Below are 21,838 nucleotides of genomic sequence, written 5' to 3'. Positions count from 1 at the left end.
AATGTCCAGTCGCTTTCGGTAACTATTTCTCGGCGTGCGCCACCTGGATGGTCGAAGTGGACACCCGGCTGGACGCATTTCCCTTCACGTAATTGAGGAACACCTTGCGAGACTGGACGCGGCCGCCCGCGAAACCAATCAGATATCGCTGGTACGACCGGTTGCTCGACGCGCGGAACGGACGTCGCGACGGCAAGGCGGGACTTCGTGGTGAGACCGGCTGGCTGCGGGCGTTGCGCGAGCTCACCACCGAGCAGGTGAACGCGGAACAGGTGGCCGGCGAGCGAGACCTGGCCGAGCTGACGGACCGCAGGAACACCGCCGCGAGTCCGGTCGAGGCGCTGCGTGACCGTCTGGTCCGGCTCGAGCAGGAACTCGCCGAGGCGGACAAGGAGCCGGACCTCGCCGGGCCACTGCGCCTGGCCGACGGACGGCATCCGCCCGAGTTCGCGCAGAACCGCCGACGGAACGTGCACCTCGCACGACGCGAGCACGTGGAGCGGCGCTACTACGAGGCACAACGGACGTTGGGAGAGGCCGTCCAGCTCGTCTCGATGATCGACCGCGAGATCGAACGGCTGGAAGAGGTCGTACGGCTGAGGGCGGACATGGTTCGTGCGCACGGTTCACGGCGTATCGCCTGCTACTGGCAGCACTTCGCTCGTGAGCACCAGGACCACGCCAAGAAGGCCGGTGAGACACCCCCGCGCGATCCCGATCTGCCGTGGGACGACGAGGGAGGGCCGGCGTCGTGAGCAGGAAGGAAGAGCCCGACTCGTTGGAGTTCGTGCCCTCTTCTGTGGACGAGGACGCCGCACGAGCCGAGATCGAGCGGCACGCCGAGAGTCTGAGGTACTCGGTCGACGAGGCCGTGGGGCACCCGCTCGACAACCTGATCAACGCATGGGCGGACAAGTGGGTGGCCGACGTGGAGGCCGAGCACGCCCTCTACCTAGCCCGTGCCGAGGCTCCGCTCGGCACGGCGAACACTCGGCTGAACGAGCTGGACGTGGTGCGGGAGCAGGACACCCGGCGGCTCGCCGAGACCGACGAGGCTCGTAGCGCCGCGGTCAGCGCACTCGACGAAGAGAAGCCGCTGCTCGGCGGCCGCCCGAAGTCGATCTACCTGCACGTGATCGCCCTGCTGTGCGCCGCGGCCGCCGACGTCGCCGCGTTCATCCAGGTCGTGAACCTCCTCGGCAGGCAGCGGCAGACGGTGACGGTGTTGCTCGTCATCGGGTTCACCTCGCTCGTGCTCTACCTCGCACACGTCGCGGGCACGCTGGTGAAGGAGAAGAAGGGGAAGGCAGCAGCCGCCTACCTGATCGTCTGGGCGACGATGGGGCTGCTCGCGGCGTGGGTCCGGCTGATCTCGCCGCCGCCCGCGAGCGCTCAGGTCAGCCTGTCGCTCGATTCCGAGGCCACCGGGGCCACGCCGGAGAACCAGCAGTTCGCCTTCGCCGGTGCCGGTCTCTTCCTCGCGTTGTACCTCGGCAGCGGGCTCGCCGCCTGCATCGGTTCCTACCTGACGCACCACAGCGCACGCAGCGCGTTCATGGCTGCGGTGGCCGCCTACCGCCGTGCGGTCAGGAGGGTTCGCGCGATCGAACGCGACCACGGAGCGGCCCGTACGGCGTGGCAGGTGCAGATCAGCGCCCGCGACGCGGCGGCCAAGGTCCTCGCCGCGCAGAAAGCGCGCCGGCTGGCGTTCGCCGAGGAGCTCAAGCAGTACACGCGGGTGCTGCTGGCGGAAAAAGCCCGTGATCCCTCCGTCACCGACGCGATCCTCGCCGAGGACAAGCGCCCCTACGACTACTCCACCAACGGATCTTCCGGAAGGCACGCATGAACCGCCGCTTGCTCGCCGCACTCACCGCCGTGCTGCTCGTACCGCCGCTCGCCGCGTGCGAGTCCGAGAACGCGCTCCCCGCCCCGAACTTCGCTCCCTGCCCCGTGTCACACGAACAGCCGATGGCCTTCGTGGTCGGCGCACGGGCCAACGCACCGAAACCTGAGGTGCCCGAGTCGGTGAACAACCTGATGACCGGGGTGGCACGAGCGCACAGACCGATCACGCTGGTCCGGCTGGACGGCAAGCCGGAGTACGTCTTCGCCGAGGACGCACCGGCCGCGGGCGCCAATCCCGACGACGACGCGGCGCAGGTTCAGAAGTACTTGAACAAGATGACTCTCGCGTTCCGCGACAAGATCCGGGCGCAGGTTCCGGAGGCGAACGTGCTCCGGGCGTTGACGATCGCATCGCAGAAGGTCGGGCCGGGCGGCACGATCGTTCTGATGGATTCGGGGCTGCAGACGACGCCGCCACTGCGGTTCGGTGAGGACGACGTCCTGACCTCGGAACCCGGCGAGGTCGCGGACTACCTCGCGAAGGAGAAGCAGCTACCGGACCTGGCTGGCCGGTCCGTGGTGCTGGTGGGGCTCGGGCTGACCGCCCCGCCGCAGCCGGAGCTGGATCCGCGCTGGCAGAACAACGTCTTCGACATCTGGAAGGCTGTCGTGGAGGCCGCCGGCGGGTGCGCCGCGAAGATGCTGCACGGCTCTACCTCGGCCGCCGCCGTCGACTCGCCGACGGTCACCGTCGTGCAGCCGCCCAAGCCGAAGCCGCCGGTCAGTTGCGGCACGGTCGAGCTCGGCGAGGCGGACAACATCTCGTTCAAGCCGGAAAGCGCCGACTTCCGCGATCCGGCAGCGGCGCGGACGACGTTGCAGCGTCTCGCGGACACCATGCGCGCCAAGAAGCAGAAGGCCGACCTCATGGGCACCACGGCGAGCGTCGGTCCGCCGCCGGGACGGGTCGAGTTGTCCCGGCGGCGTGCGGAGGCGGTGAAGTCGGTGCTGGCGGACCTGGGCATCCCCGCTGACACGATCACGACCAGGGGCGTCGGCACCGACTGGCCCGGTCATGTGAACGATCTCGGTCCCGGCGGTGTGCTGCTGCCAGGCCCGGCTGCGCAGAACCGCAAGGTTGTCGTCACCCTGACCTGCCTCGAGCAGTGATGTTCGGCTCGTGGTGGCACGGGTTCCGCGACGGCAGGCTCGGCATCCCGAACCCCGGTGCGCGGTCGACCCCGCATCGGGAGGTCCTGATCCGCGGCGCCCACGAGGCGTTCGAGAAGGAGCGTGTCGAGCACGAGGCGCTGTCCACCGCGGACCGCGAAGAGCTGGTCCGGTTGCGGACGTTCCGCGTGCACGTCGTCGAGAGGCTGGTGCGGGCCGAGGCCGAGCTCGCCCGTGCGGAGGTGCCTCCGTCCGAAGCGGAGCTGACCGCGCGGCGGCCGGGTGAGGAGCGCCGCGGCGTCGCGGTGGTCAGGATGCGCCGTGGACGCGAGCACCTCGGGGCCGTGGTGGCGGCGAAGGGCCTGGCCCTGTCCGCCAAGGCCGACCTCGACCGGCTGGACGCCGAAATAGCCGCGATGGCGGACCGGGTCGATCGGCACCTGACGGTCGCGTCGGTGCGGGTCCGGCGCATCCACCGGCTCACGCACCGGCGGATCGCGGCGTACCTGCGTTCGCTCGTGCGGGCGCACCCGAGGGGTTCCGCCGCCCTGGCGGGGATCAACCGCCTCGATCCGGGCCTGCCCGAGTGGATCAACCCGGAACGCGTGCGGCCCGAGGCGCCCGACCCGGCGCCGCCGGGGCGCACCCCCGAACCGCAGGGCCCTGGCGTGCAACGCTTCCCGTTGCGGCACAGGACGGTCATCGGTCGCCACGAGGACTGCCAGGTCCGCATCGACGGCTACCAGGTCGCCGAGAGGCACGCCGTCATCGAGCGTCGCGGCGAGCGGTGGGAGCTGCGCGACCTCGGACACTCGGACGGCACCTTCCAGGGAGGCCGGCCGGTCAGGAGGACGGCGCTGACCGCGTTGTCCGTCTTCGACATCGCCGATCACCGGTTCCAGGTCAGCAAGGACGAGCTGGAACTGATCGTCACACCGCTGGGCGAGTGCGATCTCGTCGTGCACGACCTGTCCGCGGTCAACGACCGCAACGGCAGGCCCAGGCTCATCGACATGTCTCTGGTTCAACGGGAACGCACGGTGCTCGCCGTCCTCGGCCCGTCCGGTGCCGGCAAGAGCTCCCTGTTCTCCGCGTTGCTCGGAGAGCTGGAGACGTCTGGCGGTCATCTCTACTTCGAGGGCCTCGACGTGCGGACGCACCGCGAACAGCTGCGCAGCAGGCTCGGTTTCGTGCCGCAGGACGACAGCATGCACCGCTCGCTGACGGTGGAGACGTTGCTGCGCTTCGCCGACAGGCTGCGCAGGCCGTCCGACCGCCGTGGCGGTGAGGCCGACACGGTGCTCGACGTGTGCAAGCAGCTCAAGCTGGACGAACACATCACCAAGCCGGTGCACCAGCTCTCCGGTGGGCAGCGCAAACGCGTGTCCGTCGCGCTGGAGATGCTGAGCAGACCGCGGCTGCTGATGCTCGACGAGCCGACCTCCGGACTCGACCCCGGCATGGACCGCGACGTGATGGAGATGCTGTCGCGATACGCGGACGGCGGGTGCACGGTCGCATTGGTGACCCACGCGACCGAGCACCTCCACCTCGCCGACCAAGTTCTGGTGCTCGCCCCCGGCGGGCGTCCCGTCTACTGCGGACCACCCGGCGGGGCCCTCGACGCGCTCGGCGTGCCCAGCTACGCGGACCTGATGAAGTTGCTGGAGGGCAAGGACAACAAGGAGGCGGTCAACGGCTTGGTCGCCGACTACCGCGCGGGCGCAGTGGTGGAACGGGCAGAGCAGGCCGTCCGGGAAGCCGTCGCCCGGCAGAGCGAACCCGAGCCGGAACGGCAGCGCGGCAGATTCCGGGCCTTCGCGCACCAGCTGCCGATCCTGGTCGCTCGGCAGCTCGTGCTGACCTTCCCCTGGCCGGCCGGGCTGATGCCGTTCGGCATCGCGGGCATCGCGGCGGGGCTCGCCGCCGGAGTGTCCGCTGACGACGTGTTGCGCGTCGGCGAGGCGGCCAGGACGGCGTCGGCCGCGTTGAGCATCCTGGTCACGTTGTGCGTCCTGACCGGCCAGGCGCTGACCTACAGCAATCTGGTGGAGGAGCACAACATCATCGTCCGGGAGCACCGCACCGGCACGGTCACCGCCGCGGTGGTGCTGTCGAAGTGGCTGGTGTTCGCGGTCGTCGCGGCGGTGCAGGGAGTGATCGCCGCCAGCGTGTTCGTGCTCTGGAGAGGGGCGCCGGACCACGCCGTGACGGGGATGCCGTCCACCCTGGAACTGATGTGCGACCTCGTGGCGACGAGTGTGGCCGCGATGTCGCTCGGGTTGTTCATCTCGGCCTGCTGCAAGGACCTGAAGACTGCGGTGACCGTCACCTCGTTGGTGGTCGTGGCGCAGGTGGCGCTCAACGGCGTCACCACCGACCTGTCGGAGGGCGGTGCGACCGCCGTCGTGTCCTGGATCCTGCCCGCCAGGTGGGGGCTCGCCGCGGCCGCGTCCACTGTGGACCTGACCTCGATCGCGCCCGTGCAGAAGGACGACCTGTGGCAACACGCGAACGGGTGGTGGCTGCTGAACCTCTGCTGCCTCGCCGGTCTGACCGTGTTGTTCACGTGGCTGGCCGTGCTGAGACTCAACCGAAGGCTGCGGTGACCTGCCTTGGATCCGAGCCACGACATGACAGCTGACCGGACTTATGTGGCGATTCCCCGTCATGTAAAAGGAAGCAGGTGACTCCGCACAATGCGCGGCATGAGGTTGGTCAAGATGCGCTGGTTGAAGCCGGGTCTGATCTTCGTGGCACTGCTCGTGGTGCTGGCGGCCGTGTTGCAGCTGACCGGCGCTCTGCGGGATCTATCGCCGTTCCGCGTCGACACCATCGACCGCAGCCATCCCGCTGTGCTCAAGGAACTGCGCGACCTGAGCCAGTACCACGCGGCGACCGGCGACTACGAGGTCGTCGTCGACATCGAGAAGGACGCGGCGTGGTTGCCCGACTTCCTGGCCGGTGAACGAACCCTCTTCGTGGGGGCGGGGACCGTCAACGCCTACGTCGACTTCGGCAAGCTGGTCGAGGAGATGCTGGTCATGTCGCCCGACGGCAGGTCGGTCGAGGTGCGGATCCCCGAACCCGTGCTCGACAAGCCCAACCTCAACAACGAACGCAGCTACGTCTTCGACCAGAAGCGCGGCCTGTTCAACCGACTGGGCTCCGTGCTCGACACGAAGAGCCAGCAGGAGTTCTACCTCGCTGCCGAGAAGCGGATCGCCGACGCCGCGGACAAGTCCGAACTGCGCAAGCGGGCCGCCGAGAACACCAAAGCCATGCTCACCGGACTGCTGCGGGCGCTGGGCTTCGAGGTCACCGTGGTGGAGAACCGATGAGCGGCGGGATCTTCATCTGTTACCGCAAGAACCACCTCAACGGGCGGCGCAGTCACGCACTGGCGGTCGACGCGTTCATCGAACGCCTGCGCACCCACTTCGGTGTGGACAAGATCCGCGCCGACACGGGCCTCGTCGCGGGTGATCACTTCCCGTCGATGCTGCGCGGCTGGCTCAGGAGCAGCGAGGTCGTTCTGGTGTTCGTCCACCAGGAATGGCTGGACGACCTCGTCGAGCGCGAGGACGAGGACGACTGGGTCCGCTGGGAGCTCGGCACCGCGCTCGAGATGGAGATTCGAGTGATCCCGGTGTTGCTGGACAAGGCGTCCCTGCCGAGGGAGCACGAACTGATCGACAAGGGGTTCGCCGACGTCGCGGAGTTCGGCAACCAGCAGTACTGGCGCATCCTCTTCGGGGAGTGGGAGCAGGGCGGTGGCGAACTGATCCGCCTGCTCGAAGGCCGGGTCGCCACGGAGGAGCTGCCCGCACCAGCGCGTCCGGACCCGGCACGCCAGCGGAGTGTCCGGCCACTGGTCGCCGCATCGCTGCTCGGCCTGGCGGCACCGTGGTTGCTGGTCCGGTTGCTGGTGCCCGACGTGGAGATGAGACACCTCTGGCTCGCCGCGCTCGCTCTGGCGCTGGTCTTCGCGCTGGTGATTCCACTGGGGACGCTGTCGATCGTGTACGCGGTCAGAGTGAGGCTGGACGAGAGCGACGAACACCTTGCCCGGCTGGCCCACGACCAGAAGACCAACGTCACCGTCGGCCTGTTCGTGGCGGGGATGGGCATCATCGTCCTCTTCAGCGGCAACCTGGTTCCGTGGCAGGGACAGCTGCTCGTGCTGGCGGTGATCGCCGGGTTTACCGTCGTCGAGGGCGACCGATGGCTGCGCGATCGGCGCAACAGCGACCTGTGGCCGTACGTGCGACTCGCACCACACCCCGCCTCTGTGCGCGGCGCACTCACGCACGCCGAGCGCTTCATGAAGGCTCATCGGCCTTTGCTCACCATGGCGCAGCGAGAACAGGTCGAGTTCGTGCTCGGGCAGGTGGAGTGGGCGGTGGACCGGCTCCACGAGCTCTGCGCGTTGAGCAGGTGGGAGTGGTTGCGCCGTTCTTCCCCGGTGTTGCCCGCAGTGCACGTGTTGTTCTTGGCCGCCGTGATCGGCAGTGCCGTCTTCGCGGTCGTCGAGGGTGGTTGGGGGCACAGCAGTCTGCTCGCCGGCGCCCTGATCGCCGCACTCCTCTGCTACGTCGTCACGGTCGACCGCGCGCACCGGTTGCAGCGTTGGCGCCGTCAGGTCGTCGCCGAAGCGGCACCCGCCGAGGTCGAGCGCCTGCGTTCCGTGCTCGCCGAGATCAGCATCCCGCCCGCCGCTGTTCAGGAGAACACCGAATGAAGATCGTCATCGCGCTGCTCGTGCTCGTCCTCGCCGGCTGCGCCGGTGCGGAGCCGAGGAGCCCCGCCCCTCGCAGCTCGGCGACGACCGCGAGCTCCGCGTCGCCGGTGCCCAGCGGACCGAAGATGCCCGAGGTGGTTCAGATGCGGCTCACCGAGGCGCGAGAACTCTTGCGGGCACAGGGCTACCGGGTGACCGAGGAGGACGAGACCGGCCAGAACAGGCAGATCCTGGAACCGCTGAACTGGGTCGTCGCCTCGCAGCTGCCCGAGGCCGGCGCCGAGGCCCCGAGCGGTACGCAGGTGGTGCTGAAGGTGCGCAAGCCGACCGACAGCTCGACCAGCGGGGAACCGCGGGCCAAGGGGGCCGTTCCGAACGTCGTGTGCCTCGATCTGCAGAAGGCCCAGGACACGTTGCAGGCGGCGGGCTTCTACCTGCTCGGTTCCGAGGACGCGACCGGCCAGCGAAGGCAGCAGCTCGTTGACCGGAACTGGGTCGTGGTGAGCCAGTCGGAGCCGCCCGGCAGCACGCCCGACCCGAAGACCAAGATCACGCTCGGCGCGGTGAAGTTCGGCGAGTCGACGGGTACCTCCGGCTGCAAGAGCTGACCGCCGACCTTCCGGACACGGCCTCCCAGGCCCCCTGACCTGGGAGGCCGTGTTCGTTCCTCACCGATGCTCCAGCGGGTTAGACAGTACTCCGCGATGCGTAGTAGTGTCCACGGCGCAACAGTGCTGACGCTCCGGAAAGACGGGGTTCGTTTGGTGATCGCCGAGGTCGGTCGCCAAACCGAAAGTGGAGGGGCCATGGACACAAGTCAGCTGCTCAAAGGGGTGCTCGACATGGCCGTCCTTGCGGTTCTGCGCAAGGACGACGGGTACGGGTACGACGTGGTGCGCAGACTGCGCGCCGGGGGACTGAACGACGTGGGGGACGCGTCGGTGTACGGAACGCTGCGGAGGCTCTACAACGCGGGGATGCTGACCTCGTACGTGGTGCCGAGCGAAGAGGGGCCGCACCGCAAGTACTACAGCATCAACGAGACCGGGCGGGTGCGCCTGGCTGAGTCGAGGGAGACGTGGAGGTCGTTCGCCAGCACGCTGGACGGCCTGCTCGAGGAGGTCGCGGCATGAACACGCAAGCGCTCGGCATCGAGCACTACCTGGCGGGGATGCGTGCGGCCCTCGACGACCTGCCGCCCAACGAGGTCGCCGAGATCATGGAGGACGTCGAGGCGCACGTCGCCGAGCTGTCCACTGAGCTCAGGGAGAACGAGACGATCGAGCAGCGGCTCGGGCCGCCTGAGCAGTACGCGCAGGAGTTGCGGCAGGCTGCCGGGTATCCGCCGCGGACCGAACGGCTGCCGGTCACGACCAAGAAGCAGCTGCTCACCAGGCCGCGGGTGGCGGCGTGGGGGCTGGTGATCGCCACCGGTGTCACGCTGCTCGCGGGGGCCGCGTCGTTGAAGGAACCCGCGATCCTGCTCGTGCCGGCGGTGGTCCTGGTGCTGAGCCTCGCGCTCGTGCACGAGCGCGGGGCCGCTCAGCAGGAGATCATGAACCTGCCGGAGACGCACAGGCTGCAGAAGTGGCTCAGTCCGGAGGCGGGAACTCCGGCGGACCGGGCGATCACCTACCTGAGGTCGCTGCAGCCGGCGTGGTGGCTGGTGCGGGCCGCTCTGCTCGGGCTCGGTGCCGTGCTGCTCGCCGGGCGCGACATCCTCGGGTTTCTCGTGATCGCCGCGATCGCGGTGGTGTCGGTGTTCGCCGGGCCGCGGGCCAAGGTCGACCGGCGGTGGCTGTGGTTCAGCCTGCCGGCCTCGGCGCTGGCGGTCGGGCTGCTGTTCCAGATGATCGACGTCACGGCGAACCAGCTGGGGTACAACTCGTCGCGCCAGTCGTACCAGGCGCCGATCGTGGAGACGTACCAGAACATCTACGCGTACGACGAGAACGGCAAGTTGCTGACCAACGTGTTGTTGTACGACCAGGACGGCAATCCCATCAACGCGCCGCAGCAGTACTACGGCTGCCGTGGGAGCGACCCTCAGCCGATGATTCCGGCAAACAGGTATCCGCGGCCGAAGATCGACTACGAAAACGGCACCTGCTACACGGTGGCACCGAGCGAGGACGCTCCGTCATCAACGCAGAGTACGCCGTCGTCGAGTTCTGGAAGCGCGACTTCGAGCTCGGTGCCACCTACTTCCGTGTCACCCAGCAAGTAATCCTGGAGCGGGACCTGTCGGGGGGTCCCGCTCCTACTTGTTCTCCTGCGGTTCGGCCAGGTGGCGCAATACCGGCATGGCCGAGCGCAGGTGTTCTCTGTCTTCCGGCGAAAGTTCGGCCATTCTTTCACTCAATAGTTCGGCCTCGCCGTGAGCCAGCGACAGGATCGTCTCGCGACCGACTTCGGTGAGCACGACTATCGTCGCCCTGCCGTCGGCGGCGTCGGGCTCCCGACGCACGAGGCCGGTGGATTCGAGGCTGGTCACGACGGTTGTCGCGGTCGGCTGCGAACACAGCGCGCGCACCGCGATCTCGCCGATCCGCATCGGGCCGTGGGCGCTCAGTTCTGACAGCACCAATAACTGGGTGGGTTGCAAACGACGGGCCGGAGCGGCCTGTCGAAGACTTCGCACCAGCCGGTGCACGGCCACCACGAGTTGAAGAGCCTCGTGGTTGGTGACGGTGGTGGGCATCGTTTCTCCGCGCGCATGTGATTGTCCGAATTCGGACACGAACCCTGGCACTTTCCCTCATTCACGCTCTGCGCGCTATCCGCCAACTGCCGATAACCCATTCGGCCGTTGTGGTTACGCGGGGTGTCACCGCGCGCGTCCGGCGCACTTAAATGTGCTGGTAAACGGCGTAAAAAGCGCAGCGAAGCTCACTCGAACGGTCGCCGTGCTGAAGGATGATTCAACGAGACAGATCCGCTGTCAGAACTGTGGGAAGGCGCACGTGCCTGACCGTGTGGCGCAACGCATACCCCCGAACAGCCCATGCGGGGCCAGGGCAGACTGGTCCGGTGAGTGCGAAACCCAGGCGTGGCGAGCTCCGCATCTACCTCGGTGCGGCTCCCGGCGTCGGCAAGACGTTCGCCGTGCTCGGCGAGGCGCACCGGCGGCGGGAACGCGGTACGGACGTGGTCGTCGGATTTGTCGAGACCCACGGCCGTGAGAAGACCGCCGAACTGGTCGAGGGCCTGGAAATCGTGCCGCGCGCACACTCCACGCACCGCGGTGTCGAACTCACGGAGATGGACGTCGACGCGGTGCTGGCCCGCGCACCGGAGCTCGTCGTCGTCGACGAACTGGCGCACACCAACGTGCCCGGATCCCGTAATGCAAAAAGGTGGCAGGACGTCGAGGAACTCCTCGACGCGGGGATTGACGTGCTGTCCACCGTCAACGTGCAGCACCTGGAATCCCTCAACGACGTCGTGCACCGCATAACGGGCGTTCCGCAGCAGGAAACCGTGCCGGACGAGGTCGTGCGCAAAGCCGACCAGACGCAGCTCGTCGACCTGACCCCGGAAGCGCTCCGCCGCAGGCTCGCCCACGGCGACGTCTACACCGCGAACAAGATCGACGCGGCCCTCGGCAACTACTTCCGCGTCGGCAACCTCACGGCGCTGCGCGAGCTCGCGCTGCTGTGGGTCGCCGACCAGGTCGACGTCGCGTTGTTGCGCTACCGGGCCGAGCAGCAGATCACCGACACGTGGGAGACACGGGAACGCGTCGTCGTCGCTATCACCGGAGGCAAGGAGAGCGAGACGCTCATCCGTCGCGCGCGTCGCATCGCCACGCGCGCGGGTGGCGACCTTCTTGTCGTGCACGTTCTTCGGGGCGATGGTCTGGCAGGTGCAGATCCGCACGCGTTGGCGAAGTACCGAAAACTCGCCGATGACGTTGGTGCCACCTTTCACACCGTTGTGGGCGATGACGTGCCGACGGCGCTGTTGGAGTTCTCACGCGGCGTCAACGCCACTCAGCTCGTGGTCGGTACATCGCGCCGTTCACGGCTCGCGCGCGTGTTCTCCGCCGGTATCGGCTCCACGGTCGTGCAGGAGTCCGGCGCGATCGACGTCCACATGGTCACGCACCCGGCGACGACCAGCGGCTGGCGGGCACGGGCCGCGGGCAGTCCGCTCAGGCCGGGCAGGCTCGCGTGGGGCTGGGTCCTCGCGCTGGCCGGACCCGCGCTGGTGACGGTCGCCGGCGCGTCGATGCGCGGCAGTCTGAACTTCTCCACGAACGTCATCACGTACCTGCTGGTCACGCTCGTCGTCGCGATCGTCGGTGGACTCGGACCGTCGATCGTCACCGCGCTGATCAGCGCGTTGTTGCTCAACTTCTTCTTCACCGAGCCCTTCTACACGTTCACCATCGACGCGCAGCAGAACGTGCTGACCTTCTTCGCGATGATCGTCGTGGGCGTCTCCACGGCGTTGGTGGTGGACCGCGCCGCGCGCCGTGCGACACAGGCCGCGCGCGCTCGGACCGAGGCAACGCTCCTCGCGTCGTACGCGCGCACCGTGCTGACGAACCCGTATCCGCTCGCACGGCTGTTGGAGAAGGTGAAGGAGAACTTCGGACTCACGTCCGTCGCGTTGCTGGAACGCGTCGACGGCAACTGGGCGCGGGTGGCGTGCGTCGGTGCGAGCCCGTGCGACGAGCCCGACGAGGCGGACGTCGACATCGCGGTGACTCCCGACGTCCACCTCGCACTGCGCGGCCGCTCGCTGCCCGCCTCCGACCGCCGCGTCCTGGAGGCCGCCGCCGGCCAGGCACTGCTCGCGCTGAGGCAGCAGCGGATGGCGGAACAGGCCCTCGAAGCCCAGCGCCAGGCCTCCCGCTCCGAGCTGCGCACGGCGTTGCTCTCCGCCGTCGGTCACGACCTCCGCACGCCGCTGACCTCGATCAAGGCCTCCGTGGGCTCCCTGCGCGACCCGGAACTGACGCTCTCCCCGTCCGACACGGCCGAACTGCTGGAGGCGGTGGAGGAGTCGGCGGACCGCCTCACGGCCCTGGTCGACAACCTCCTCGACTCGTCGCGACTGGCCACCGGGGCCGTCGAGCCGCAGTTCCGCGCGGTCGGCTACTACGAGGCGGTGGCACGGGCCCTGAGTGGCCTGACCGGCGACATCGAGGTGGACGTCCCCGAGTCGCTACCGCCCGTGCGCGCCGACGTGGGCCTGCTCGAACGGGTGATCGCGAACGTCGTCGGCAACGCCCTGCGCTACGCGGGCGCCGTGGCGCTGTGGGCCTCCGCGCACGGCGACGAGGTGGAGCTGCGCGTCGTCGACCACGGCCGCGGCCTGCCCAAGGGCACCGCGGACGAGGTCTTCGCCCCGTTCCAACGCCTGGGTGACCGCACACCGGGCGGTGTCGGCCTCGGCCTGAGCGTGGCGAAGGGCTTCACCGAGGCGATGGGAGGCACGATCACCGTGGAGGACACACCCGGCGGCGGACTGACCGTGGTGATCTCACTCCCGGCCGATGAGAGGGTGGCGTGACGAAGGTACTGGTGGTCGACGACGAACCGCAGATCGTGCGCGCGCTGCGGATCAACCTCGCGGCCAGGGGCTACGAGGTCCTGACGGCCCACGACGGCGCCACGGCCCTGCGCCAGGCCGCCGACGGCAAACCGGACGTGGTGGTCCTGGACCTGGGGCTGCCCGACATGGACGGCACCGACGTCATCGCGGGCCTGCGGGGCTGGACCACCCTGCCGATCATCGTCCTCTCGGCCCGCACCGACTCGACCGACAAGGTCGACGCCCTGGACGCCGGCGCCGACGACTACGTGACCAAACCCTTCGGCATGGACGAACTCCTGGCCCGGCTGCGCGCCGCGGTCCGCCGCTCGGCTGTCGCGGGCCCCGAGGACGAACCGGTGGTGCAGACCGCTTCCTTCACCGTGGACCTGGCCGCCAAACGCGTGCTGAAGGACTCCGCTGAGGTTCACCTCACGCCCACCGAGTGGGGTCTTCTGGAACTTCTCGCCCGCAACGCCGGGAAGCTGGTGGCCCAGAAGCAGCTGCTGCGGGAGGTGTGGGGTCCCGCCTACGAGAAGGAGACCCACTACCTGCGGGTGTACGTGGCGCAGCTGCGGCGGAAGCTGGAACCGGAGCCCGCGCGGCCGCGGCACCTGCTGACGGAGCCGGGGATGGGGTACCGGTTCGAGCTCTAGCGTCCGGGTGAGGCGCTGACACGCGCAGCTCCGGCGAGTCCTACGGCTTGGGCTCCGGCGCGGCCGAACTCGACGACGAGGACGACGTCGGCGCAGCCGTGGACGAGGACGAAGAAGTAGCCGAAGACGTCGGCGTCTCAGTCCAGGACGTGGGCGGATTGCTCTGCGTCTGCGAAGTGGCCGGCGGGTTGGTGGTCACCTTCGGCGGCTCCGGCGGTGCCGGCTTCGGCTGCTCCTGCGGCCGCGCGCCCTGCTTCCGGTCCGCCGCGACCGACGACTTCGGCGCACCCGACGAGACCGTGACGACGACCGTGCTGGTGCTGCCGTCCGGTGCCACGCTCGTGATGGTTTCGACGACGTCCGCGGAGGTCCGCTCCGGGGTCGCCTCCTTGCCGGACGCGGCGAGCATGGACGCCACCGTGGCGAACAGGGTTGCCACGACCACGCCGCCCGCAGCCAGCATCACTGCCGTGCCCACTCGCTTCTTCGGGGGCGCCGGCTCGGTCGGTGACTGCGGATGATCTTCCTCGAACACACCCATCTCCTCGTGGGAAACCCGGTCGGATGGACTTGCGTTCGAGTTATCGGCGGAAACGCACCAAAGCCTCAGTCAGGCCACACCTTCGTGTAGCTCTGCGTCACTTGTTGGTGACTGGCGTAACCCTACGGCGTCGGCGTCGTTGAGGACGGGTCCGTCGTCGTGGTGGTGGTCGTGGTCGTCGTGGTTGTCGTCGTGGTGGTGGTTGTCTTCGACGACGTGGTCACCGGTGGCGGGTCATCGGTCGTGACGGTGGTCGTCGTGCCGTCGGGACGTGTGATGGTCGTGACGCGCGTCGGCTTCTTCGTCGTCGTGGTGGTGGACGTCGGCGTCTCGGAGGAGGACGACGACGAGGTCTGCTCGACGGTCGTGGTCGGGGAGGACGTCGGCACGATGCTCAGGGCGTCCTTCACGGCCTCCTTGCGCGGCGGCTGGGTCGACGGGGTCTGGGTGGCGGTGTCCGAGCTCGCGGCGAGTGAGGCGACGGCGGCGAAGACGGTCGCCAGCACGACGCCGGACACGGCTAGGACGACCTGCGGCGCACCTTTGAAGAAGCGCGAGCGCGAGTCCGGTTCCGGGCTCTCGTACACGAAGTTTCCCCTGCTCAAGCGTCAGCGACCGAAGTTCTGGGTCCAGTAGTTGCCACGGGTGTCGAGACCCAGGCCCATGGTGGTGAAGGTGCAGTTCTCGATGTTCTCGCGGTGGCCCGTGGAGTTCATCCAGCCCTGCATGACCTGATCGGGCGTGGTGTAGCCCTTCGCGATGTTCTCGCCGCCGGGCCTCGGGTAGCCCGCTTCCTTCATCCGCACGTCGAAGGTCCTGCCGTCCTTCGAGGTGTGCGAGAAGTAGTTCTGGGTCGCCATGTCCGTGCTGTGGGCCTGGGCCGCGGTCGTGATGCGGTCGTCGATCACGAGCGCCTTGCAGCCCTTCGCGGCGCGAGCGTCGTTCACGAGCTCCAGCACCGCCTGTTCCGGGGTCTTGTTGCCCGGCTGCTGCGGGGGGTCGACGGGCGGCTTGGTCGCTTCGGGGGGCGTCGTCGTGGTGGTGGGAGCCGCAGACGAAGAAGAGGTGGAGGTGGCCGTCGCCGACGACGTGGTGGGAGCGGAGGAGGACGACGATGCCGTGGGGGTGCCGACACCGGTGTTGTCGGACGACGTCTGTCTGTTGTTGGGTGCCGCGGCGTTGCCTGTGCCGAACTGGTTCGCTGCGTCGGTGGTCTCCTGCTGGGCGGCGTTGGTGAAGCTGATGCCGAGAGGAGAGGTACCGGAGAAGGCCAGACCGCCGACGCCGGTTGCACCGATCAGCAGGCCGAGTAAGAGGCTGCGGGCACTCACGAGTCGGCACCGTACCACTAATGGGTGACAACCACAGAGTGCGCTTTCAGTCACCTTGGGTCACTACGCAACCATTCGGCGGTGGACGTGCGACTGAACGCGTGGGTGCGTGGACGAGTGCAGGGCGTTGGTTTCCGCTGGTGGACGCGGACCAAGGCGCTGGAGCTGGGCCTGGTCGGCAGCGCTTCGAACAGGCCGGACGGCAGGGTCGAGGTCGTCGCCGAGGGTCCTCGGGAGAAGTGTGAAGAACTGCTCACTGCTCTCCGTTCGGGTGAAACTCCCGGACATGTCGAATCTGTCGGTGAGCAATGGACCGACGCCAGGGGTGACCTGAACGGCTTCGTCGAGCGCTGAACCTTTCCGGAAGAGGTGGCGTAGTAAGGGAGCGTGGACTCCCCGGAAGACGTCCTCATCCAGCTGTACGACCGCTGGCGAGGCCCGCTGCTGCACTACGTGTTGCGGCTGGTCGACGGCGACTTCCAGCAGGCTGAGGACATCGTCCAGGAGACCCTGCTCCGCGCGTGGCGGCACCACGAGGAGCTGAACCCGGACGACGCCGCGCCGTGGCTCTACACGGTGGCCAAGAACCTGGTGATCTCCGGTTACCGCCGCCGCAACGCACGTGCGACCGAGGTGCCGCTCGAACCGGTGGACCTGCCACCGGTCAGCGACCAGGTCGAGCACGTGCTGCAGACGTGGCAGATCGCGTCGGCGCTGCGGGCGCTCACGCCCGAGCACCGGACGGTCGTCATCGAGCTGTACTACCGCCGCCGCACCGTCGCGGAGGCCGCCAAAGCGCTCGGCATCCCGCCGGGCACGGTCAAGTCGCGCTGCTTCTACGCACTGCGGGCGCTGCGCGACGCGCTGGAGGAAAGAGGGGTGACCGAGGCGTGAGCTGCCAGCACACCGTCGACGTCGGCGCCTACCTCTTCGGATCGCTCGACATCAAGGAGCGGTCCGCGTTCGAACGTCATCTCGGCTCGTGCGACGCGTGCCAGGCCGAGATGCTGCGACTGGCTCCGCTGCCGGGCCTGCTCGGCCGGCTGAGCCTGGACGACGTCGAGCACCTCGACGAGATCCCCGAGTGCCCGCCCGAGCCGAACCGCCACCGCCGCGTGCTGGTCCTGTGCGCGGCCGTGCTGCTCGTCCTCGCGCTCGCCGGCGGCGTCCTGCTCCTGACGCCTCCACCTGCGCCGACGTGGGCGTCGCACGACCAGAGGACGGGGGTCGACGCCAGTGTCTCCATGGTCACGAAGTCCTGGGGCACCGAGATGTGGTTCCAGTTCGGCAACGTCAAACCGGGCGCGCGCTGCAAGGTGATGGTGTTCGACCGGGCCGGTCAGCGCGAGATCGGCGGCTGGTGGGGGTCGAGCCACGCCGCTGACGAGCGGATTCCCGGTTCCACGTCGTTCCGGGTTGATCAGATAGATCGCCTGGAAGTGTCTGACGAAACAGGGCTCCTGGTTACTCTCCGTCCCTAGAAACGCAGGTCACGGCACGCCTCACGCATCTAACGCAAGCGTTTGGGTACTCTGCCCGGCGTGCATCTCAAGAGCCTGACGCTGAAGGGCTTCAAGTCCTTCGCCTCGGCTACCACGCTGCGCTTCGAGCCCGGCATCACCTGTGTGGTCGGCCCCAACGGGTCCGGCAAGTCCAACGTGCTCGACGCGCTGCGCTGGGTGATGGGCACGCAGGGTGCCAAGGACCTGCGCGGCGGCAAGATGGAGGACGTCATCTTCGCCGGCACGTCCGGCCGCGCGCCGCTCGGCCGCGCCGAGGTGACGCTGACGATCGACAACTCCGACGGCATGCTGCCGATCGAGTACACCGAGGTGTCGATCACCCGCCGCATGTTCCGCGAGGGCGCCACCGAGTACGAGATCAACGGCAACTCGTGCCGCCTGATGGACATCCAGGAGCTGTTGTCCGACTCCGGCATCGGCCGCGAGATGCACGTGATCGTCGGTCAGGGCCAGCTCGCCGCGATCCTCGAGTCCAAACCGGAGGAACGCCGCGCCTTCATCGAAGAGGCCGCCGGTGTCCTGAAGCACCGCAAGCGCAAGGAAAAGGCGCTGCGCAAGCTCGAGGCGATGCAGGCGAACCTGACGCGTCTCACCGACCTCACCGCCGAACTGCGCCGTCAGCTCAAGCCGCTCGGCAAGCAGGCCGAGATCGCCCGCCGCGCCCAGGTCGTGCAGTCCGAGGTGCGAGACAGCAAACTCCGCCTGCTCGCCGACGACCTCGTGACGCAGCGGGAAGCCATCGCGCAGGAGGAGCACGACGAGGCGAAGGCCCGTGAACGCCGCGCCGAGGTCGAGAAGTCGTTGCAGGCCGCGCAGTACCAGCAGAACGAGCTGGAGGAGCGCGTCGCCGCCGACTCGCCGAAGCTGCAGGCCGCGCAGGACACCTGGTACCGGCTGTCCGCTTTGGAGGAACGTCTCCGCGGCACCGTCCGCCTCGCCGCCGAACGCGCGCGGCACCTGTCCGCCGAGCTGGACGCGCCGTCCCGCGGCCGCGACCCCGACGACCTCGAGCGCGAGGCCGAGGAGACCGCCGAGATGGAGCTGGAGCTCCAGGAAGGCGTGACCGAGGCGAGGATCGCGCTGGCCGAGGCCGTGGAGACGCGGTCCGAGCTGGAGCGCATGGTCTCCCAGGCCGAGAAGGCGCACATCGCCGCCGTCCGCGCGATCGCCGACCGCCGCGAGGGCCTGGCGAGGCTGTCCGGTCAGGTGGAAGCGTTGCGCAGCAAGACGAACGCGACCGCCGAGGAGATCGAACGACTTTCCGGCACGCTCGCGGAAGCCTCCGAACGCGTCGAGTTCGCGTCGATCGAACTCGCTGAGGCGCAGGCGGTCACCGGCTACGAGGACGAGGGCGACAACGACCTCGACGAACGGCACCGTCACGCCGTGCAGTCCAACGACGCGGCACGGCAGCGCGTCGAGGAACTGGTCAAGGCCGAACGCACCGCGGAACGCGACATCGCGTCGTGGCGTGCCCGCGTGGACGCTCTCTCGTTGGGTCTGACGCGCAAGGACGGTGCGGGCGCGCTGCTCGCGTCGGACGTGCCGGGCCTGCTGGGTTCGGTCGCCGCTCTGCTGACTGTCGAACCTGGTTTCGAGGTCGCTCTGGCGGCCGCGCTGGGCCCGATCGCGGACGCTGTGGCTGTATCTTCCGGCGACGGGGCTTTGCAGGCGCTGAAGCTGTTGAAGGAGAAGGACGCCGGTCGCGCGGGCGTGCTCATCGGCTCGTACGGCTCCACTGTGGACACCTCGCAGTGGGGATACCTCCCGCACGGCGCGCGCTGGGCGATCGACGTCGTGCACGCGCCCGAGGCGTTGCGTCCGGCACTGGCGCGCGCGCTCGATCGTCTTGCGGTGGTGGACGATCTGGACACCGCTGCCCGCCTGAACGTGCGCGCGGTGACCCGTGACGGCGACATCTTCGGCACGGACTGGGCGATCGGTGGCTCGGGATCGCAGGGCCAGAGCGTGATCGAGGTGCAGGCGGCCGTCGACGAGGCCCAGGAGCAGCTGGCGACCGCCGAACGCGCGCTGGAGCACGCCTCGGCCGCGCTGGAGGGCGCCCGTGCCGAGCAGCAGGCCCGCCGCAAGGTGCTCGACGCGGTCAAGGAGGCCGTGCAGGAGGCCAAGGTCCGCCAGGCCCGCTCCGGCGAGCGGTTGAACCGGATGGTCGCGGCCGTGCGGTCCGCGGAGGCCGAGGTCAGCCGCATCACCGAGCAACGCGCCAAGGTCGAGCGGTCGCGCGAGGAAGCCCTGTTGAAGCTGGGCGAGCTCGAAGAGCGGCTGCTGATGGCCGAGGAGGAGCAGACGCTGGAGGACGAGCCGGACACCGACCAGCGCGACGCGCTGGCCGCCGAGCTCGCCCAGGCGCGTCAGGCCGAGATGGACGCCCGCCTTGTGCAGCGCACCGCAGAAGAGCGCGCACGGGCGATGCAGGGCAAGGCCGACGGTCTGCGTCGTGCCGCGCGCGCCGAGCGTGAGGCTCGTGAACGCCACGCGCGCGCAACGCAGCACCGTGCGCGTGGAGCCCAGGTCGCGAAGGCAGTCGTCCGCGGCGGCGAGCAGGCGTTGGAACGCATCGAAATTTCGCTGGCCCGCGCCGCCCGTGAGCGCGATCTGGCCCAGGAACGCCGTCAGCAGCACGAGCTCCTGCTCACCCAGGTGCGCAACCTCGTCCGCGAGATGTCCGGCGAGCTGGAGAAGCTCGTCGACGCCGTGCACCGCGACGAGGTGCTCAGGGCCGAGCAGCGCCTGCGCATCGAGCAGCTCGAGACCAAGATCGCCGAGGACTTCGGCATCGGCCTCGACGACCTCGTCAACGAGTACGGCCCCGACTGCCCCGTGCCTCCGTCGGCCCAGGAGATGGCCGAGTACCAGGCCGCCAAGGAACGCGGCGAGCAGGTCTCCGAGCCGCAGCCGATGCCCTACGACCGGGACACGCAGGCCCGGCGCGCCAAGCGTGCCGAGCGCGACCTGTCGTTGCTGGGCAAGGTGAACCCGCTCGCGCTGGAGGAGTTCGCGGCGCTGGAGGAGCGCTACAAGTTCCTCTCGACCCAGCTCGAGGACATCAAGGACACCCGCCGCGACCTGCTGACCGTCGTGAAGGAGGTCGACGACAAGATCCTGGAGGTCTTCACGTCGGCCTACGAGGACGTGGCGCGCGAGTTCGAGATCGTCTTCAAGGTCCTGTTCCCCGGCGGCGACGGCCGGCTGGTGCTGACCGATCCCGAGGACATGCTGACCACCGGCATCGAGCTGGAGGCCCGCCCGCCCGGCAAGAAGGTCAAGCGCCTGTCGCTGCTCTCCGGCGGCGAGAAGTCGCTGGCCGCCGTGGCGATGCTGGTCGCGATCTTCCGCGCCCGCCCCTCACCGTTCTACGTCATGGACGAGGTCGAGGCGGCGCTGGACGACACGAACCTGCACCGGCTGATCGGCCTGTTCCAGCAGCTGCGGGACCGGTCGCAGCTGCTGATCATCACGCACCAGAAGCCGACCATGGAGATCGCGGACGCGCTCTACGGCGTCTCGATGCGCGGCGACGGCATCTCGCAGGTGATCTCGCAGCGGCTGCGGACGTCCGGAGACGAGCCCGCGCGCGCCGCCGCTCCCGCGCAGGAGACGGCGCCCGAACCGGAGACGGCGCCCGAACCGGCAGAGGCCTGAGAGTCGCGCCTGAAGGGGTGAAGTCCCCCAGGTCGAACCTCACCACTTCAGGCGCGCACCACCACTGTGCGCGCCCGACCTTGTGAGAATCTTGTATCCGCAGGTCAGTCGCGGATGGCGTCCAGCCGTGCCGCCTCTTCCGGTGTGGGCGCGGTGCCACCCAGGTGCGCCGGAGCCCACCAGGCACCCGGCTCGTTCGGGTAACCGGCCTGCGCGGTGTCCAGCAGGTCCTGCAGGCGCTTGCGCAGCAGTCCGTCGCCGGAGTCGCCGGGGGAGGGCTCGAACGGCTCGCCGATGAGGATCGTGATCGGCACGTGCCGCTGCGTCAGGTTCTTGGGGCGGCCCTTGGTCCACAGGCGCTGCGTGCCCCACAGGGCCATGGGAACGAGCGGAACGCCGGCCTCGTGCGCCAGGCGGTTCGCGCCGGACTTGATGTCCTTGACCGTGAACGAACGGCTGATGGTCGCCTCGGGGAAGATCCCGACGACCTCGCCGGTGCGGAGCGCGGACAGGGCCTGCTGGTAGGAGGCCTGGCCCGCGCTCCGGTCGACGGGGATGTGGTGCATGCCGCGCATGAGCGGGCCTGCGATCTTGTTGGCGAAGATCTCGTGCTTCGCCATGAACCGCGTGAGGCGCCCCGACGGGCGCGCGCCGTAGCCCGCGAAGATGAAGTCGAGGTAGCTGACGTGGTTGGACGCCAGCACGGCTCCACCCGTGCGCGGGACGTGGTGCGCCCCCTCGATGGTGATCTGCAGGTCGAGCACCTTGAACATGAGCTTCGCTGCGGCGATCACCGGGGGATAAACGCGATCCGACATGCTTCC

Annotated in this window: 20 protein-coding genes; 16 read left to right on the top strand and 4 right to left on the bottom strand. The window is 68.8% G+C overall.

Going from position 1 to position 21,838, the window contains the following annotated elements; genetic code table 11:
* Positions 1 to 104: 104 nt before the first annotated feature.
* From AOM45_RS24715 to AOM45_RS24675, 9 genes are all read left to right on the top strand, one after another.
* Positions 105 to 755, top strand: a complete 651-nt coding sequence (locus AOM45_RS24715) for a hypothetical protein (RefSeq protein ID WP_156093849.1) — start codon at positions 105 to 107, stop codon at positions 753 to 755.
* Positions 752 to 1,849: a hypothetical protein gene (locus AOM45_RS24710; RefSeq protein WP_030467964.1), complete on the top strand. Its 1,098-nt coding sequence runs from the start codon at positions 752 to 754 to the stop codon at positions 1,847 to 1,849. The genes AOM45_RS24715 and AOM45_RS24710 overlap by 4 nt, the downstream gene beginning before the upstream one ends.
* Positions 1,846 to 3,018, top strand: a complete 1,173-nt coding sequence (locus tag AOM45_RS24705; protein ID WP_051783475.1) for an OmpA family protein — start codon at positions 1,846 to 1,848, stop codon at positions 3,016 to 3,018. The genes AOM45_RS24710 and AOM45_RS24705 overlap by 4 nt, the downstream gene beginning before the upstream one ends.
* Positions 3,018 to 5,627, top strand: coding sequence for an ATP-binding cassette domain-containing protein (locus AOM45_RS24700; RefSeq protein WP_030467966.1), 2,610 nt, complete (start codon positions 3,018 to 3,020; stop codon positions 5,625 to 5,627). The genes AOM45_RS24705 and AOM45_RS24700 overlap by 1 nt, the downstream gene beginning before the upstream one ends.
* A gap of 99 nt (positions 5,628 to 5,726) precedes the next feature.
* Positions 5,727 to 6,359, top strand: coding sequence for a DUF4230 domain-containing protein (locus tag AOM45_RS24695; RefSeq protein WP_030467967.1), 633 nt, complete (start codon positions 5,727 to 5,729; stop codon positions 6,357 to 6,359).
* Entirely contained in the window at positions 6,356 to 7,759 is a 1,404-nt protein-coding gene (locus tag AOM45_RS24690) for a TIR domain-containing protein (RefSeq protein WP_030467968.1), read from the top strand. The genes AOM45_RS24695 and AOM45_RS24690 overlap by 4 nt, the downstream gene beginning before the upstream one ends.
* The gene (locus AOM45_RS52405; protein WP_063757038.1) at positions 7,756 to 8,367 is read left to right on the top strand and encodes a PASTA domain-containing protein; all 612 of its coding nucleotides are present in this window, start codon (positions 7,756 to 7,758) and stop codon (positions 8,365 to 8,367) included. Before AOM45_RS24690 ends, AOM45_RS52405 begins: the two co-directional genes overlap by 4 nt.
* A gap of 198 nt (positions 8,368 to 8,565) precedes the next feature.
* On the top strand, positions 8,566 to 8,892 hold the full coding sequence (locus AOM45_RS24680) for a PadR family transcriptional regulator (RefSeq protein ID WP_030467969.1): 327 nt from the start codon (positions 8,566 to 8,568) through the stop codon (positions 8,890 to 8,892).
* Positions 8,889 to 9,986, top strand: a complete 1,098-nt coding sequence (locus AOM45_RS24675) for a DUF1700 domain-containing protein (RefSeq protein ID WP_030467970.1) — start codon at positions 8,889 to 8,891, stop codon at positions 9,984 to 9,986. The genes AOM45_RS24680 and AOM45_RS24675 overlap by 4 nt, the downstream gene beginning before the upstream one ends.
* 33 nt (positions 9,987 to 10,019) lie before the next feature.
* Here AOM45_RS24675 and AOM45_RS24670 read toward each other — a convergent pair whose 3' ends face one another.
* Positions 10,020 to 10,460 carry a MarR family winged helix-turn-helix transcriptional regulator gene (locus AOM45_RS24670; protein ID WP_030467971.1) on the bottom strand — a complete coding sequence of 147 codons (441 nt, stop codon included), beginning with the start codon at positions 10,458 to 10,460 and terminating at the stop codon, positions 10,020 to 10,022.
* A 329-nt stretch (positions 10,461 to 10,789) separates the two neighbouring features.
* Between AOM45_RS24670 and AOM45_RS24665 the strand changes: the two genes are divergently transcribed.
* Both AOM45_RS24665 and AOM45_RS24660 read left to right on the top strand, forming a co-directional pair.
* A complete protein-coding gene (locus AOM45_RS24665) occupies positions 10,790 to 13,279 on the top strand; it encodes a DUF4118 domain-containing protein (RefSeq protein ID WP_035910349.1) in 2,490 nt (829 codons plus the stop codon).
* The gene (locus AOM45_RS24660; protein ID WP_030467973.1) at positions 13,276 to 13,956 is read left to right on the top strand and encodes a response regulator; all 681 of its coding nucleotides are present in this window, start codon (positions 13,276 to 13,278) and stop codon (positions 13,954 to 13,956) included. The genes AOM45_RS24665 and AOM45_RS24660 overlap by 4 nt, the downstream gene beginning before the upstream one ends.
* A gap of 40 nt (positions 13,957 to 13,996) precedes the next feature.
* Here the strand turns inward: AOM45_RS24660 and AOM45_RS51060 are convergent, their stop codons facing one another.
* A complete protein-coding gene (locus AOM45_RS51060; protein WP_156093850.1) occupies positions 13,997 to 14,491 on the bottom strand; it encodes a hypothetical protein in 495 nt (164 codons plus the stop codon).
* 177 nt (positions 14,492 to 14,668) lie between these two features.
* On the opposite strand from AOM45_RS51060, the gene AOM45_RS24650 reads away from it, so the two are divergent.
* Positions 14,669 to 15,133 (top strand): hypothetical protein, encoded by a 465-nt coding sequence (locus tag AOM45_RS24650; protein WP_162185662.1) that lies wholly within the window; start codon positions 14,669 to 14,671, stop codon positions 15,131 to 15,133.
* Here AOM45_RS24650 and AOM45_RS24645 read toward each other — a convergent pair.
* Positions 15,106 to 15,828, bottom strand: a complete 723-nt coding sequence (locus AOM45_RS24645) for a CAP domain-containing protein (RefSeq protein WP_051783477.1) — start codon at positions 15,826 to 15,828, stop codon at positions 15,106 to 15,108. The genes AOM45_RS24650 and AOM45_RS24645 overlap by 28 nt on opposite strands.
* Before the next feature lie 81 nt (positions 15,829 to 15,909).
* Here AOM45_RS24645 and AOM45_RS24640 point away from each other — a divergent pair, with 81 nt between their 5' ends.
* The 4 genes from AOM45_RS24640 to smc are packed head-to-tail and all read left to right on the top strand — an operon-like array spanning position 15,910 to position 21,014.
* Positions 15,910 to 16,182: an acylphosphatase gene (locus AOM45_RS24640; RefSeq protein WP_030467977.1), complete on the top strand. Its 273-nt coding sequence runs from the start codon at positions 15,910 to 15,912 to the stop codon at positions 16,180 to 16,182.
* A 33-nt stretch (positions 16,183 to 16,215) separates the two neighbouring features.
* Positions 16,216 to 16,722: a sigma-70 family RNA polymerase sigma factor gene (locus tag AOM45_RS24635; RefSeq protein ID WP_030467978.1), complete on the top strand. Its 507-nt coding sequence runs from the start codon at positions 16,216 to 16,218 to the stop codon at positions 16,720 to 16,722.
* A complete protein-coding gene (locus AOM45_RS24630; RefSeq protein WP_030467979.1) occupies positions 16,719 to 17,309 on the top strand; it encodes an anti-sigma factor family protein in 591 nt (196 codons plus the stop codon). Before AOM45_RS24635 ends, AOM45_RS24630 begins: the two co-directional genes overlap by 4 nt.
* A 60-nt stretch (positions 17,310 to 17,369) precedes the next feature.
* A complete protein-coding gene (gene smc, locus AOM45_RS24625; RefSeq protein ID WP_035910350.1) occupies positions 17,370 to 21,014 on the top strand; it encodes a chromosome segregation protein SMC in 3,645 nt (1,214 codons plus the stop codon).
* 104 nt (positions 21,015 to 21,118) lie between these two features.
* Here smc and AOM45_RS24620 read toward each other — a convergent pair whose 3' ends face one another.
* Positions 21,119 to 21,832: a lysophospholipid acyltransferase family protein gene (locus tag AOM45_RS24620; protein ID WP_030467981.1), complete on the bottom strand. Its 714-nt coding sequence runs from the start codon at positions 21,830 to 21,832 to the stop codon at positions 21,119 to 21,121.
* Positions 21,833 to 21,838: the final 6 nt, after the last annotated feature.

It is taken from the genome of Lentzea aerocolonigenes, assembly GCF_000974445.1.
In the GTDB taxonomy this organism is placed as follows: Bacteria; Actinomycetota; Actinomycetes; order Mycobacteriales; family Pseudonocardiaceae; genus Lentzea; species Lentzea aerocolonigenes.
Note: the sequence above shows the minus strand (reverse complement) of the source record. Positions and strands in the feature narration are given on the sequence as shown.